Source organism: Bacillus sp. OTU2372 (assembly GCF_038440275.1).
Taxonomy (GTDB): Bacteria; Bacillota; Bacilli; order Bacillales; family Cytobacillaceae; genus Neobacillus; species Neobacillus bataviensis_B.
Genome location: NZ_JASATK010000008.1, coordinates 132,762 through 148,484 on the forward strand (window position 1 = coordinate 132,762; position 15,723 = coordinate 148,484).

Sequence of the window (15,723 nt, forward strand, 5' to 3'; positions counted from 1 at the left end):
TATCTCCTCAGAATCATTATTTCGCTTTTCTTAGTTCCGTTTTTACTTCTTTTACATCGTTTTTTATTTCTTGTTTTTCATATACTTTAAAAAATGGATACCAGATCACGGAAGCGACCAGCACGCAGACAAACATTAAGATAAGCCCGGATATTGTACCTGTTGTAATCCAAGTTGAAATTGGGAAAGGAACATACCACAAATCAAATACAATTTTTGGAATTGGAGCAAAGTGAATGACCTTTGTGAAAACCCAAATGATGATTGGCAGGACAATTCCGATAATCCACATTGGGAACATCATGATGGGGTTCCAGGCAATCGCCCCAAATACGACTGGCTCATTAATATTGAAAATACTAGGAGTAATACTGGCTCGGCCAAGTGCTTTGAGTTTCGCACTTTTTGAAAAAGCCAGCATGATAACTAATGGCAATGTAGTACCGATGCCTCCGACCCACAGGTAAGCCGAATACATTGTTTCAGAAGTTACAAGATTTGAGGCTCCAGCAGTAGCATTCGCTGTAATCGCAGCTAAAAGAACAGGCTTTGTTACTGGAGTCAGCACCCAAGTGGATATTCCCATTGTGTATAAGAAACAGGTAATAAACATGATCAACGGGAAGCCCCAAGGTGATTCCATTACTTTTGCCAGAGGCATAAATATCTTCAAAATCGTGTTGTATAAATCAAAGCCAGCAATGTCTACAACTAACCACGTTGCCACAATCACAACCGCAATAGGAAGCATCGCATCAAACCAAGCGCGGACAAAATCAGGAATAACGGACTCTTCTTTAAAGAACGAGAATGATCCGAACAGTCCCATAATCCAGCCGGTAAATACACCTGCCACGATAGCGACGAACATACCACCAGAACCTAATGAAGCATGACTAAAACCAACCGTTTTATCTGCAATGACTTGAGGTGAAATAATAATTAAGAAAGTGATAAGACCAGTACACCCAGCAATCATACGTTGCTTACGCATACGTTTCTTCTCCATTAAGTTAAATGGAATTAGGAAAGAAACAAATAGCGATAACAACCCCATTGTCCAACCGAACAGTGTCCAGAAATTAGGGTAGTTTTTAATGTGGAATACATCTCCAGGGATGGTTAATAAACAAAATAAAGAACCTAATAAGATAAATGGAAGTAATTGCATGATAGAGTCTTTTAGCGTTATGACCCATACATTATGATTAATTTTGTTCATTCTTGGCGCGAAGTCTTTTTCTAGCCAATTAATCAGTTTCTCCATATATGGCTAACCTCGATTCGTTAAGTTTTAGAATTCCTTCAATAAATCTTCTAAAGCAGCCTCTCCATCTAAGGTAGAATAGTAGGAAGGCTTCATTAATAAAACTTTCACATCAGCATCACCGATATAATCCTCGATTTCGTCTAAGATATAGGCTAAGTGAGGGCCCACCATTAAGGCATCGATCTCATCAATGTAATTTTCAATTTCTGCCTCACCGCGTGCTTTAATGTTAATATCAAGGTTACGTTTCGCAGCAGCTTTCCGAATATTTGAAGCCATAAAACCAGAACTTGCCCCAGATCCGCATACTAGTAATACATTTAATTTTCCCATGAAAATAACCCCTCCAATATTTTGATAGCGTTTTCTTTTCTACAACCCTACTATAAAATTAATATTGGAATCTTTCCAATAATCCTTTACACTGGGGTGGTGCAAATATATATATTTAGTAGTGCAAATCGACCTTTTTAAGATGAAATGAGGCTAGATTTATGAATATAAAATACAGAAATATACTTCGTCATCTGAGTACTCAACAAGACTGGACTTCGTCAGCCCAGCTTGCTAACTCATTAGGTATTTCAAAAAGAAGTGTGAAAACCTATATTGCCGATATAAACGCAATGGAAAAAGAGTTGATTATATCATCAAAAAAGGGATACCGAGTAGAAATAGAAAAATTAACCCCATTTTTAAATTCGTTGGAAAAGTCGATACCACAAACACCAAAAGAACGAGCGGAATATTTATTAAAAAGTCTTGTGAATGCTGATGGTCCACGTAATATTTTTGATTTAAGTGATGAATTATATATCAGTGAGGTCACTTTAAAAGGGGACTTACGTAAGGTCAAAAAACGTTTAGCGGATTATAATTTGGAACTTAGGATGTCTGGTGACTCTATTGAAATGGTTGGACAAGAAAAGAGTAAACGAAAATTAATGAGTTCCATACTTTATAGTGAAACAAATGATAACTTTCTTGATATTGATAAGCTTAGGTCATCTTTTGAGGGCTATGATATCGACTATATCCGCGATGTCATTGCGGAAGTCTTTTCAAACTTTCACTATTTTACTAATGATTATTCCCTTACCAACATTATCCTTCACATTGCCATCGCAATTGACCGAATGGAAAACGGCTTTATTTTTTCAAAACAAGTGGATGGAGAAGCCAGTCTGGAAAAGGAATACAAAATCGCAATTGAGATTGCCAAAAGACTTGAGGAGCACTTTGGTGTAGAGTATTCCGAGGGAGAAATTCGTGACCTGGCTCTGCTTATTTCCAGCAGTGGGACAAGTGTTAACTTCATGCACTTGCAGCTGTCAGATTTGCAGGATGTAGCAGGAATACGATGCTTAAATCTAGTAGGGAAAATCATTGAAGACTTGCGAAGTAATTATTACATTGTGATTGGGGATCCGGATTTTTTGGTACGGTTCACCCTTCATATTAAAAATTTAATCATGCGTTTAGAAAATGATTTTGTGAGTAAAAATCCTTTGACTTCAACGATTAAGCTGAATTGTCCTTCTATCTATGACTGTGCCGTTCATGTATCCTATACGATTAAGGAAGAAACGGGATACACAATGAATGATGATGAGATCGCCTATGTGGCCTTTCATTTAGGCTATGCTTTAGAGATGCAAAAGCAGGCTCATTCCAAAATTACTTGCGCCATTCTTTTTCCGTTTTATTACAATTACAACGTGCAGATTACTGAAAAGTTGACCAAGCAATTTGGTGAAGACCTTCTAATTCAACATATAGTAACCAACGAGGGCGATTTGAACGTTTTAAATTGTGATTTAATTATCTCAGCTGTCCAACTAAATTCTGTTCCGAAGATTCCATATGTATTAATTAATCCATTTTTTACAAGCGTTGATCAAAACAAAGTGGCCCAAAAAATTAATGATCTTAAAGAATCGAAAAGAAAAAATTCCTTTAAGAGTAATATTGAGGCGATTACGGAACAGCAACTATTTGAAATGATTGATTTTACTGGGACAAAAGAGGAAATCCTCACTAGAATGTGCACAATTATGGAACAAAAGGAGTTCGTCGATTCTAATTTCCTTGCAAATGTAATAGAACGTGAAGCTATGTCGTCCACGGCTTTTGGCCGTATAGCAATTCCTCACGCAATCAAAATGAATGCGAAAAAGACGGGTATGTTTGTTCTGATCAGTGATAGGGGGATCAAGTGGGGTGATCTCACGGTTAATGTTGTATTACTTTTCTCCGTTAGTAAAGATGATAGGAGAATATTCCATGAGGTAGTGGATTCACTTGCCACCATTTTTACTGTAGATGGGAATGTTTCTCTAATCATGAATGCAGAGGATTACAAGAGTTTTGTTGATATATTAGTTTCATGTTACTAAATATACAATGACTAGAAGAAACCTGAATAATCCACAGCGATTTTTCAGGTATTTTTATTTTGGGACATTTTTTGATATAGTGGCTTGATCAGCTTTAAGAGCTTAAAATAGTAATTTTATCAGCCCTTCAAGCTGCTGATAGGAATTTGTCTCATATGTTGGATGAATATGTTCAATCGTCCTTGCTTTTTTCTTGTTATTAATCCATATTGAGCTCCAACCAGCATTATGGGCTCCTATTATGTCATTCTCAAAAGAATCTCCAATCATATAGGAATCGGAACCAGATGTATTGGTTTTTCCATTAACATAATCAAAGAAATCCTTATGCGGCTTTGCATAGCCCACTTCACTAGAGATATAGATATTGTTCTTTGGGAACCACTGTGAGAGATTTAGTGATTCTAGTTTTAACCGCTGATGGGCGGAAGGACCGTTTGTGGTTACATAAACAGGAATGCCCTTATTGCTTAAATATTGAAGGATATTTTTCATTTCTGGAATAAGGGTGACCTTGTATTGCTGATCTTTGTATTCCTTCTGAAAGTCATCTGCTTCCTCTGTCGTAATCGTATATCCGAAATCTTTAAAGGCATTGATCATGCGATATTGATGCATCTTTTCTAATGACATTTCTCCAGACTCTGTCAGCGCAAACACTTTATCACTATACTCGCGGCTCTTTTTAAAGAGTTCTAGAATCGAAATATCGGTGAACGTTGAAAAAACTCTAGTATACGCTTCTTGAAAGGGCTGGAGTTGGTCGTATAATGTATCATCTAGGTCGAAGAAAATCGATTTCATGCGCTACACTCCTATTCGTGGCATTCAACTCTTCTATTATAGTGAAATGCGGAACTCAAAGGAAGCCCTCTTAGGAAACGATTCTAAATTCGATCTCTTGATCGTTCAACTCAAACTCATCATGAAGCTTTTTATGAAAAAGGTTGCAAAATTTGATTTCTGTTATCCCGTAAAAATAGGCATATGGGTTCTTAATATTTCGGTTAAACTTTAGTTTCCGAATGAGCTGCTTAAAGGATTGAATGGCAATATCAAGGATGACCTCAGGATCATTTTCCCATGAATTGCGGTAGGCCGTGATTTTTGCTGTTTTCCAAAACTCTTCGATGGATTTTGCATCGTTAAAAAAGTAGTTAACTTGCTGAACAAAAGGCTGTGGAACACGATCGCTTACGTATGTATGATCTAATTTGGACGGTTCTTCTATACGTTCTTTTATCTTTTGATCTTTTTCAGTTTTTAAAAGATTACTAGCTTCTTTAGGGGAGTTCATTATTTCCTCTTTGGGTGGTTCATTTGAGGGAAAACGATTAAACTGGTATAGATTACTCGACTGTGAACCGTTTTTTCTTTCGGTCTCGAAGACAGTGAGAATGCCCAATTTCGTGGCTTTAAGGATCATCCGTTTAAAAGTAGAACGAGAGATGCCGAGGTCCTTATATTCTTCGTGGATGGCTTTTAAGATGGTGCCAATTTTGGCATTGCAAACGCCGGGGATTTTAGCTGCGTAACGTACCAATCTCTTTAATCCCATTAACTCTCCTTTTGAAAAATCTTGCTTATGTTCTAACATCCACATCTCGATATGGTGATTGAATTCCGGAAGTGAACTGAATTGCGAAAACTGTTCGAATCCTTCAATATTTCCTGACTTAAGATTGAACATTAGCTAACACCCTTTCATCGCAAAATTGGTGCCGTATGTCATCGAATCTGACATATCTGGCATCTCCACGATATCGGGTTTAGCTCGGTAAATCGAATTCCGCTTTTTCGAATTTGAAGGCGATTTTGGTGCTTTATGTCTCTATTTGGGCTTCAAATGTGAAATTTGGAGCCGTTTTTTGATATTTGAGCTGATTTTAGGATCATTTTGTTTTTTCTAAAACAATTTAAATCTAGCGATAATGATTGTCCAAATAATGAATGTTAATATTGGAAGTGAGACGAGTGTAACTAAAAACGACCGTTCGAATAGGTTATAGCCCTTTTTTTCAGCAAACCATTCACATAATAGGACAAGGATATAAAGTAAGATAAGTTGGACTGAAAGAGATATGAGTTTATATAGTAAAAATTGAAAGAAATCATGATTGTCCATTTTATTTCCCCTTTCACATATCTATAATTATTCAGCAGACGGGGGAAGTATTATTAAATGGAATGGAAAAAGGCCCCTTTCTAAAGGAGCCTTTCACTATAATAAAAGAGTTTCTTTTTTATCTAGATAAAGGTCGTACATTTCTAAACACTCAAGAAGTTCATGTTTATACACTAATAATGCCTTTTTCACAACCAAGTTGTTATTTTTGCTGTCGAGCTCTATATTACACTCTTCCAGTTCCTTGCTTTTTACTGTTTTTAACTCCCTAAAAATGCTCTCTAAATCTCTCCCCATTTGCATAACCTCCAAAACTATTTCTTTTTCTACTGAAAGTATGGACGGATTTCTCATATTTTATGCAGGCGTCTTACGGGGAGAACAATTTTTTTATAGACTTGGTCACACTTGTAAATCTAAATAAAATAGGTATAAATATCCATTGTAAATATCCTGAAATATCTAATTGTTACTTTGTTCACAGGGATTTAATACTATTGCTATATTATTAAAAACACTTAAATTTGGAGGCTGCCATTATTTTCAGTGTTGTGCATATCGAAAAAAATGTCTAGAATTATATTGTGATATCATGATATGATATTGATTAAACTTAATTTATGCTTTTATATATATAGTAATAATCTAAATACATTCTTAATGAGAAGGGGAGAGGTTATGAAAAGAATAAGTCTTGCATGGCAAATTTTCATTGGTTTAGCACTAGGTATTATAGTAGGTGCTATCTTTTACGGTAACACTCATATAGCAGATTACCTGCAGCCGATTGGTGATATCTTCATACGCTTAATCAAAATGATCGTTGTCCCAATTGTTATCTCAAGTATTATTGTAGGGGTTGCCGGTGTGGGCGATTCGAAATCGCTTGGTAAATTAGGCGGAAAAACCATTTTATATTTTGAAATTATTACAACTATTGCTATACTGGTCGGTTTAATATTTGCTAATGTCTTCCACCCAGGAACTGGTGTTGATCGTTCCCACCTTACGAAGACAGATATCAATACGTATGTGGAAACAGCGAAAACCACTGAATCTCATTCTTTTGCTGATACGTTTGTTAATATCGTTCCAACGAATATCATTCAGTCATTAGCAAATGGTGATATGTTAGCCATCATTTTCTTCTCGGTTATGTTTGGTCTTGGTGTAGCGGCGATTGGAGAAAAGGGCACGCCAATTATCAACTTTTTTAAAGGTACGGCCGATGCAATGTTTTATGTAACTAACCAAGTTATGAAATTCGCTCCACTGGGTGTTTTTGCACTTATCGGCGTGACAGTTTCAAAATTCGGCTTATCTTCGCTTATCCCATTAGGAAAATTAGTTATCGTTGTTTATGGCGCGATGTTCTTCTTTATTTTGGTTGTCCTTGGGATAACAGCTAGAATTGTTGGAGTAAATATCTTCAAATTCTTAGCCTACTTAAAAGATGAATTATTGCTTGGTTATTCAACAGCCAGCTCGGAAACTGTTCTTCCGAAAATCATGGAAAAAATGGAAAAGATTGGCTGTCCGAAGGCGATTACTTCTTTCGTTATTCCAACCGGTTACTCGTTTAACCTTGATGGATCCACGCTTTATCAAGCGATTGCGGCATTGTTCATTGCACAAATGTATGGAATTCACTTGAGTATTACTCACCAAATTACGTTAGTGCTTGTCTTGATGGTAACGTCTAAAGGTATTGCGGGTGTTCCAGGTGTATCTTTCGTGGTTCTACTTGCGACGTTAGGAAGCGTAGGAATTCCGGTTGAAGGTCTTGCGTTTATCGCTGGTATTGACCGTCTTCTTGATATGGCTCGTACATGTGTAAATATTGTTGGTAACTCTTTAGCTGCAGTTGTGATCTCAAAATGGGAAGGTCATAAGCTTAAGGATGAAAGTAACTTAGCAGCTTAATTGTTGGGGGGGACAGAGATGCAGATTGCACTCTGTCTTTTTTGTTTCTTAAAAAGGCGTGGATAAGGTTGTTATTGGGTTTTACGAAGGATTGTCTATAAAAGGTGGATGAAGGACAAAACGGCTTGAATCAGGGATGAATTGTCCTACATAAAAAAAGCAGAACACGTATAAGTGTTCTGCTTTTTTAAAAATTATAAAACCGACCAAGTAAAAAGGAGATCCATTTACAATGCTGAGATTTGCGGATATTCTCAATCAGCCCTTTAATGATTACAGGACGATAGGTCGGCTCCACCAGCTGCTCTTTCAGTAAAAGCAGTGATTCTTTCTCCACTGATTCCTCCATTTCCTCCATTTTCTGTTCAATGATTTCAAGAATTTGTTCCTTAGTGATTTCTTCATTTACCGGACTCTTAAACATTTGGATTAACTCTTCCGAAATAAACGGGACAGTCGTATGCTGCGCAAGCAAGTTTGTTTTTTCTACAAGTGACTGTGACAGTAATTCCAAATTGAGAGGGACGTGGTAAAAGAAAATTAAGTGTGAATAGGTGTGAATGAATCCTTTTATACAATACACCAAATCATATCTCGTTTCCGTGACTGCTTTACCATATAGTTGATCCACCATGTAAAGAATGGTGTTATCGAGTAAGCGATCATAGTAATGCATTTTTACCAGAAGGTCATTGTTAAAGGTGTGGGACTGCTCTTTCATCAGTAATCTCGCGAAATCTGAGTGCTGGTAAGAAGTCTGGAAGATGGTGAAGTAAAATTTATATAAAAGTTCGTCCTTGTTTGTATTTCTGACTACATAGTCAATATCAGAGGTCATTTGATTCATGAAGTGGTCAATCAACGCCAGAATCAATTCGTCTTTCGATTTAAAAGACAAATAAAACGCTCCTTTAGAAATGCCGCAATGTTCAGTTATCTGTTGAACGGAGGTTGCTTCGAACCCTTGCTTAGCAAAAAGTTCAAGTGCTTTTTCCATAATTAGTTGTTTTTTCATTGTACCCGCTCCTAACGTCATTTATTGACAAATGACTGATTGGTCATTATTATAAATAATTGAGCTAAGTAAGTCAATCAAGGGTAGGTGTAACAGTGAAAGGGATAGCGAATTTTGTACTTGGGAATAAACTAGCCGTCTGGCTGCTAACGATTATCATTACAGTATCTGGGATCTATTCAGGGACACGAATGAATATGGAAACGATTCCGAATATATCAATTCCGTACCTGATGGTGACAGGCGTTTATCCGGGGGCCACTCCTAAAAAGGTAATGGAAGATGTATCGATGCCAATCGAGAAAGCAGCTGAAGGTCTTGATCATGTGAAATCGGTACAGTCCAATTCATATTCGAACATGTCAAGTATTCAGGTCGAATATGAATACGGTATTGATATGGACGAGGCAAAACGTACCTTGAAATCAGCATTAGATGACGTGAAGTTACCAGATGGAGCACAAGAACCAAAGGTTACGGCCATCAGTATGAACATGATGCCGGTTGTGGCTCTCAGTGTGAGCAGTTCAAAAGAAGATATTGTAGATTTAACTTCAACCGTAGAAGATATCCTACTTCCGAAGATTGAAAAAATCGATGGGGTGGCTTCTGCCACTATTACAGGCCAGCATATCGATGAAGTTGACCTTACCTATAACCAAGCCAAATTGAAAGAATTTGGTCTAACGGAAGATAAAGTGAAACAAATGATTCAAGCCAGCAATATGGCCGTTTCTTTAGGCCTTTATCAGTTTAAAGAAGGGGAACAGGCTGTTGCTATTGACGGTAAATATATGACAGCGGATGAATTAAAGAATACGATCATTCCTGTTACACCGACTAAAACACATCCATCCCCATTTGTAAAATTAAGCGATATTGCTACGATTCAAACTGTTGGTAAAGTGCAGTCCGTTTCCCGCACCAATGGGAAAGAAGCAATTGCGATTCAAATCGTGAAAGAGCAGCGTGCCAACACAGTTGATGTCGTTAACAGTGTCAAGGATCTGGTAAAAGAGCAAAAGTCAAAAATCGATGGTCTACATATTGATGTGACCCTTGACCAAGGTAAACCAATACAAGAATCTATCTCCACCATGGTGGAAAAAGCTGTGTTTGGCGGTTTCATTGCCGTATTGATTATCTTATTATTTTTACGAAGTTTAAAATCAACGATTACGTCAATTATCTCGATACCAGTTTCGATTTTTATGGCGTTATTGATTCTCCACTGGCTCGATATTACGCTTAATATTATGACACTTGGAGCAATTACGGTAGCAATCGGCCGGGTCATCGATGACTCAATCGTTGTCGTAGAAAATATTTATCGCCGCTTGCATTTAAAAGAAGAGAAATTAAATGGCCGCGCCCTTGTGCGTGAAGCGACGATTGAAATGTTTAAACCAATCCTATCATCAACATTAGTAACGGTTGCGGTATTCGCACCATTGATTTTTGTAGGTGGAATGGTTGGTGAGTTGTTTGCACCGTTTGCCTTAACGATGACGTTTGCGCTGGGTGCTTCGTTACTCGTCGCTATTACCGTTGTGCCAGCTCTGTCCCATACCTTATTTAAGAAAAAGTTATATGGGGAAAAGACAGGTAAACGTCATAAAGAAGTTGGCGAGCTAGCGAAATGGTATAAGTGGGGGCTAGAAAAGGCGCTTAATCATAAGGTCATTACGTCCATCATTGCGGTGGTGTTATTGGCTGGCAGTTTGGCGCTGACGCCATTAATCGGCTTTAGTTTCATGGGCAGTGAACAAGAAAAGATGATGTATTTAACCTATACACCTAAAGCAGGTGAGTTAAAGGATGAGACTCTAGAGAACGTTAAATACGTTGAAGATAAGATGATGAAACGGGATGATATCGATATCGTTCAGTTATCGGTGACCGATAAAGCGGACACATCCACTGCCATGTTTGGCGGCAGCGGTGGCGGGGGCTTAATGTATCTAATTTTTGATCCGGATACAAAGGATTTCCCTAAGGTAAAAGAGGAAATTGAGAAGTATGTGAAAAATCTTGATCAATCGGGCACATGGAAGAGCCAAAACATGGGTACCACATCCGTTGGTTCCAATGAGGTAAGCTATACCTTCTACAGTGACAACCTAGATAAACTCTACCAATCGGTTGATAAGGTTGAAAAGGTATTGAAGAAGGATAAGGGTCTTAAGGATGTTACGTCTAGTGCAGAAGATCCTTATGTCGAATACACCTTTAAAGTAGCCCAGAATGATTTGATTAAATATGGGTTAACCACAGGTCAGCTTGTGATGATGCTGAATCCAACGAAGACACAGGATGTGTTAACGACGATCGAGAAAAACGGTGAATCCCTGGATGTTATCGTTCAGCAAGAGCAGTCGAAACAGCCGGCATCGATTGATGACATGTTAAAAACGCCAGTCCCAACAGCGATGGGTGCCACTGTTCCGCTTTCAAAGCTTGTAAAAGTGGAAAAAGGAACTACGTTAAATACACTGGCACGCAGCAAGGGTGAGTACTATGCGAGTGTTTCTGGAACTGTCCTTGGTAAGGATGTTAAAGCTGTAACGGATAGTCTCAAGAGAGAAGTAGATAAACTTGACTTGCCAAAAGGTGTTACGGTCGGCACTGCAGGTGTGCAGGCAGATATGACGGATACCTTTACGCAGCTTGGTGTTGCGATGCTAGCGGCGATTGCGATCGTGTACTTCATCCTTGTGGTAACCTTCCGTGAAGGTGTCGCACCATTTGCGATTCTGTTCTCGTTACCGTTTGCGGTAATCGGTTCGTTTGTCGGTCTGTTGATTGCCGGTGAGACGATTTCGGTTTCGGTTATGATGGGTCTCTTGATGTTGATTGGTATCGTCGTAACGAATGCGATTGTACTCGTGGACCGAATTATTCATATGGAACGTGATGGATTGACGATGCGTCAAGCGGTACTGGAAGCGGGGGCGACCCGTTTACGTCCAATCCTGATGACGGCGATTGCCACGGTTGGTGCGCTAATTCCGTTAGCGCTTGGCTCAGGTGGCGGCGGTTTAATCTCGAAAGGACTTGGAGTTACCGTTATTGGCGGTTTAACAAGTTCAACATTGTTAACATTGTTCGTGGTACCGATTGTTTATGAGGTATTATCGAAGTTATTTAAGAAAAATCGACGCGAAGAACAAGAAAACTAAGAAATGGCCCTGCAAGATGATGCGTCTTGTAGGGCTTTTTTAGCTGAGAAACAGTTTATCGGCGGTTTTTGGGAAGATATCAGCGGTTTTGATCCTTTTATCAGCTTTTTTAAAAATAGGTACCTAAGGTTTGTTTAATGTGAGTTAAATTTTGTTTGTTACATACATTAAATAAAAAGGTTTCCATTTTTTGAAAAGAGGGTGTTATAAATAACGACCATCCAAGAGATTTCTGAGGTCCTCACCGGTATTGATCATCCGCTTGCCCCAATCTGGAGCCAAAATGATATCATTAAAAAGAATATAGCGATAAGTTTTGATTATTGGTTAGTAGATACCGGGATACCCATTACCTTAGCGGAATTTGTGGAGCAGTATTTAGCGCATGCCGAGTATCTGGGAGAGATGTTTTCGTCTGGTATCGAACTAGATAATGGTTGATGTTACAGGGAGAAGTGTTCACAGCACTTCTCTTTTTATTTTGAGATAAGAAATTATAAAAGTTTTTAACTTTGAGAATTGTCTAGCTCCAGCGCCTAGCCCCTCGATGGTCTACTGCCACTCAGGGAATGAAGGCAAAGAACGCCTTCTTTCCCTGAGCGTCTTATGCTTGTCGGGGCTGACCAAGGGGCTTGCGCTTTTCTTATAGTTTTTAATAAAAGCGTTTTCTTTATAAAAAGTCCTACCTTTTCAGTATCTGTTCTAGCAAACTACCACTTTTGTCGGATGTTTTTTGTCGAAAATTGCATTAATATGACTATTGAAGTAAATAAAGGAAAGGTAGGAATTATTAAAAGTGAAGAAAAATTTAGTAACAGCCGCTGCAACTGCCGGGCTCGTTCTTACTGCTTTTGGGGCCACTGCAAGTGCACAGGAACCCGCATATACGGTTCAGCCAGGAGACAGCCTTTGGAAAATTTCTCAATCAAATCATGTGACTATAAATCAATTAAAAGAGTGGAATGCTCTATCAAGTGATACAATCTATGTCAATCAAAAACTATCACTTACTTACACGGTAAAAAAAGGGGATAGTCTTTGGGCGATTGCAAGAGATAATGGTACGACCGTAAGTGAACTAAAACGCTTGAATGGTATGACATCAAGTTTCCTTCGTGCTGGTCAGCAATTGAAGGTAGCAGAAACGAGTGTAAGTAATTCTTCTTATACCGTTCAAAAAGGTGATTCGCTTTCTGTAATCGGAGCGCGTTTTAATGTAACCGTTCCTCAACTTAAATCTATGAATCAATTAACCTCTGACACTATTTATGCTGGGCAGACGTTAAATGTGAGTAGTAATGGGGCTAATACTATCACTGTGACAAAATCAGATACAGCTGCAACAGGAAGCGCTACTACAGCTTCAAATACTACAGCAACTGAAAAAGCACCAGTGACATCCGGATCGACTGTGACACCGGAAAAAGCACCGGCAACTTCAGGGTCAACTGCAACACCGGAAAAAGCACCAGTAACATCCGGTTCAACGGCAGCAACTGAAAAAGCGACGGCAACACCGGCAACGCCTGCAACACCGGCAACGGCTGCAACACCAGCAGCACCGGCAACGGCTGCAACACCGGCAACGCCTGCAACACCAGCAGCACCGGCGACATCAGCGGCACCGGCAACACCAGCAGCACCGGCGACATCAGCGGCACCGGAAGCACCGGCAACATCAGCAACACCGGCAGCACCGGCGACATCAGCAGCACCGGCGGCACCGGCAACATCAGCAACACCGGCAGCACCGGCGACATCAGCAGCACCGGCGGCACCGGCAACATCAGCAACACCGGCAGCACCAGCAACATCAGGATCAACAGCAACAACAGCAAAAGCACCAACAACATCAGAATCAACTGCAGCGTCTAATTCAGCTTCAGTTCAAAAGCCAGCTACTTCTACTGAAGCAGCACAAAAACCAGCGACCGCATCTACTTCAGTTGTTGAAGGAGTTATCGCTGAGGCTAAAAAATATATTGGTTCCCCATATAAATGGGCAGGAAACACTCCAGCAGGATTCGATTGCAGTGGTTTTACAGTATATGTTTTCAATAAATTTGGAATCTCCTTACCACGTACAGCTGCAACACAATGGGATGCGGCAACACCAGTCAGTTCGCCACGAGTGGGTGACCTAGTCTTTTTTGAAACCTATAAAGTCGGACCATCCCATGTTGGAATCTATTTAGGAGACAACAAATTCATCAGCGCAGCATCGACGGGCGTAACTATTTCCGATATGACATCTTCTTATTGGAAAACTAGATACCTTGGTGCAAAATCTCCTTATTAATGGTGCCTGACACTGTAAGCCCTACAAGCATATTGCTTGTAGGGTTTTTGTGCATAAAGGAAACATCCTGGGTAATGTCAGTGAGCATTTTGTGCAGGTTGTATTGGGAAAATGTTCTCACATGGACATAAAGAAGAAATATTGTGCCCGTTCTTTTAGAAAATACTCTCAAAAGGTAACAAAAAGGATTAATTGTGCCCGTTTCGCCTAGAAAATCACTCACATAGTCATAAAAATAGATTATTTTGACGGTTCCTACCCAAACTCACCCTTCATGGGCAAAATTAATTCACCTCAATGCCCCATTTATCAGGTCTCATCTCAACTACGTCTCAGGTCTTATATAAAAATCAAGCTCTAGCGCAATTATGGAGATGAAAGAAAAAAGGTAAGATGATATCAAGATAAAGAAACAAATACATGAACAATTCCAAGGAGGAATTAAAATGAAAAAGTTTGGTTTATGTTTAGCAGGCGGGCTGGCTGCTCTTATATTGCTCCACTCCATCGGCCCAATGGTTGGATTACTGGTAAGTCTCGTGTTACTTTACTTCATCTTTAGACAGTTTCTCAAAACGGATTCGATTGCTTGGAAGATTGGTCTAGTCATTATGGGCTTAATTGTACTATCTTCCACCATCCACCACATCCCAGCTTTAATAGGAGCGGCCGCTGCTTATGTGCTTTACCTAGTTTATAAAGAATGGAACAAAACCAAAAAGGCACCCAAATTCAATGATAACGATCCATTTGTAAACTTTGAAAAGCAGTGGAATGAATTTAAAAAATAATTTTTATTAAAAGGAGAGATTTAACATGACAAACTTATTAACAAGAATTAAAGACATCATTATAGCGGATTTAAATGAGGCCCTTAATAAAAAGGAAAATCAAAACCCGATTGCCATGCTCAACCAATACCTGCGCGAATGCGAGCGGGAAACTGAGAAGGTCGGCAAGTTGGTGGGTCGTCAAACTCAGTTGCGAGATGAATTTACAAGAGAATATAGTGAAGCAATAAAATTGGCTGAAAAAAGAAAGCATCAAGCAGAGGTTGCCTCATCGGCTGGGGAAACAGAGCTTTACCAATTTGCTGCAGCCGAGCAACAGCATTATGAAGAACGGACCCAGCGCCTGCAAGCCTCACTCACTCAAGTAACCGAGCAGCTTGCTCAATTGGAAAAAAAGTATGAAGAGATGAAGCGAAGAGTGAAGGATATGCAAATTCGCCGGATGGAGTTAATGGGGAGGGAAAATGTAACCCGCGCTAACTTGGAAATGAACCAGATATTAGAACCGAATTCTTACGCGAATCCTTCCTTTTCAAAATTCAAGGAGATTGAAGGTTATATGGACAGACTAGAGCAGAAGGTGAAGAGTTCTTTCTTCAGCAGTACCATTGATGAACGAATTGCGCAGCTAGAGAAAAAGCTAGAGAAGTAGAATAAAGAAAAACGGGCTTGTGAAAAAAGTCCGTTTTTCTTTTGCATACACCAGTATATTAATTTCACTCGCT

General features: G+C 39.2%; 12 protein-coding genes and 2 pseudogenes. 7 read left to right on the plus strand and 7 right to left on the minus strand.

Going from position 1 to position 15,723, the window contains the following annotated elements; all coding sequences use genetic code 11:
• Positions 1-16 precede the first annotated feature (16 nt).
• Both AAHB15_RS15065 and AAHB15_RS15070 read right to left on the minus strand, forming a co-directional pair.
• Positions 17-1,267 carry a PTS sugar transporter subunit IIC gene (locus AAHB15_RS15065; RefSeq protein ID WP_335573356.1) on the minus strand — a complete coding sequence of 417 codons (1,251 nt, stop codon included), beginning with the start codon at positions 1,265-1,267 and terminating at the stop codon, positions 17-19.
• Positions 1,268-1,294: 27 nt separating this feature from the next.
• Positions 1,295-1,603, minus strand: a complete 309-nt coding sequence (locus AAHB15_RS15070) for a PTS sugar transporter subunit IIB (protein WP_144565697.1) — start codon at positions 1,601-1,603, stop codon at positions 1,295-1,297.
• A 161-nt stretch (positions 1,604-1,764) separates the two neighbouring features.
• Here AAHB15_RS15070 and AAHB15_RS15075 point away from each other — a divergent pair, with 161 nt between their 5' ends.
• Entirely contained in the window at positions 1,765-3,666 is a 1,902-nt protein-coding gene (locus tag AAHB15_RS15075; RefSeq protein WP_342042721.1) for a BglG family transcription antiterminator, read from the plus strand.
• Between the two features lie 102 nt (positions 3,667-3,768).
• Here AAHB15_RS15075 and AAHB15_RS15080 read toward each other — a convergent pair whose 3' ends face one another.
• The 4 genes from AAHB15_RS15080 to AAHB15_RS15095 all read right to left on the minus strand — a co-directional run bounded on the left by AAHB15_RS15080 (position 3,769) and on the right by AAHB15_RS15095 (position 6,088).
• Positions 3,769-4,470 carry an HAD family hydrolase gene (locus tag AAHB15_RS15080; RefSeq protein WP_342042722.1) on the minus strand — a complete coding sequence of 234 codons (702 nt, stop codon included), beginning with the start codon at positions 4,468-4,470 and terminating at the stop codon, positions 3,769-3,771.
• Positions 4,471-4,540: 70 nt separating this feature from the next.
• On the minus strand, positions 4,541-5,356 hold the full coding sequence (locus AAHB15_RS15085) for a hypothetical protein (protein WP_342042723.1): 816 nt from the start codon (positions 5,354-5,356) through the stop codon (positions 4,541-4,543).
• Between the two features lie 216 nt (positions 5,357-5,572).
• Positions 5,573-5,791 carry a hypothetical protein gene (locus AAHB15_RS15090; protein ID WP_335575474.1) on the minus strand — a complete coding sequence of 73 codons (219 nt, stop codon included), beginning with the start codon at positions 5,789-5,791 and terminating at the stop codon, positions 5,573-5,575.
• A gap of 96 nt (positions 5,792-5,887) precedes the next feature.
• Positions 5,888-6,088, minus strand: coding sequence for a hypothetical protein (locus AAHB15_RS15095; RefSeq protein WP_335575473.1), 201 nt, complete (start codon positions 6,086-6,088; stop codon positions 5,888-5,890).
• Between the two features lie 381 nt (positions 6,089-6,469).
• Between AAHB15_RS15095 and AAHB15_RS15100 the strand changes: the two genes are divergently transcribed.
• The gene (locus AAHB15_RS15100; RefSeq protein ID WP_342042724.1) at positions 6,470-7,714 is read left to right on the plus strand and encodes a cation:dicarboxylate symporter family transporter; all 1,245 of its coding nucleotides are present in this window, start codon (positions 6,470-6,472) and stop codon (positions 7,712-7,714) included.
• A gap of 187 nt (positions 7,715-7,901) precedes the next feature.
• Here AAHB15_RS15100 and AAHB15_RS15105 read toward each other — a convergent pair whose 3' ends face one another.
• Positions 7,902-8,729 (minus strand): TetR/AcrR family transcriptional regulator, encoded by an 828-nt coding sequence (locus AAHB15_RS15105; RefSeq protein WP_335575471.1) that lies wholly within the window; start codon positions 8,727-8,729, stop codon positions 7,902-7,904.
• 95 nt (positions 8,730-8,824) lie between these two features.
• Between AAHB15_RS15105 and AAHB15_RS15110 the strand changes: the two genes are divergently transcribed.
• The 5 genes and pseudogenes from AAHB15_RS15110 to AAHB15_RS15125 all read left to right on the plus strand — a co-directional run bounded on the left by AAHB15_RS15110 (position 8,825) and on the right by AAHB15_RS15125 (position 15,650).
• On the plus strand, positions 8,825-11,908 hold the full coding sequence (locus tag AAHB15_RS15110) for an efflux RND transporter permease subunit (protein WP_342042725.1): 3,084 nt from the start codon (positions 8,825-8,827) through the stop codon (positions 11,906-11,908).
• 1,960 nt (positions 11,909-13,868) lie between these two features.
• Positions 13,869-13,959, plus strand: a pseudogene (locus tag AAHB15_RS30200) (NlpC/P60 family protein); the annotation flags it as partial.
• Positions 13,953-14,207, plus strand: a pseudogene (locus AAHB15_RS30205) (C40 family peptidase); the annotation flags it as partial. The pseudogenes AAHB15_RS30200 and AAHB15_RS30205, both read left to right, overlap by 7 nt.
• A gap of 446 nt (positions 14,208-14,653) precedes the next feature.
• The gene (locus tag AAHB15_RS15120; RefSeq protein WP_342042727.1) at positions 14,654-14,998 is read left to right on the plus strand and encodes a lmo0954 family membrane protein; all 345 of its coding nucleotides are present in this window, start codon (positions 14,654-14,656) and stop codon (positions 14,996-14,998) included.
• A gap of 25 nt (positions 14,999-15,023) precedes the next feature.
• Positions 15,024-15,650, plus strand: coding sequence for a PspA/IM30 family protein (locus AAHB15_RS15125; RefSeq protein ID WP_342042728.1), 627 nt, complete (start codon positions 15,024-15,026; stop codon positions 15,648-15,650).
• The last annotated feature ends 73 nt before the right edge of the window (positions 15,651-15,723 follow it).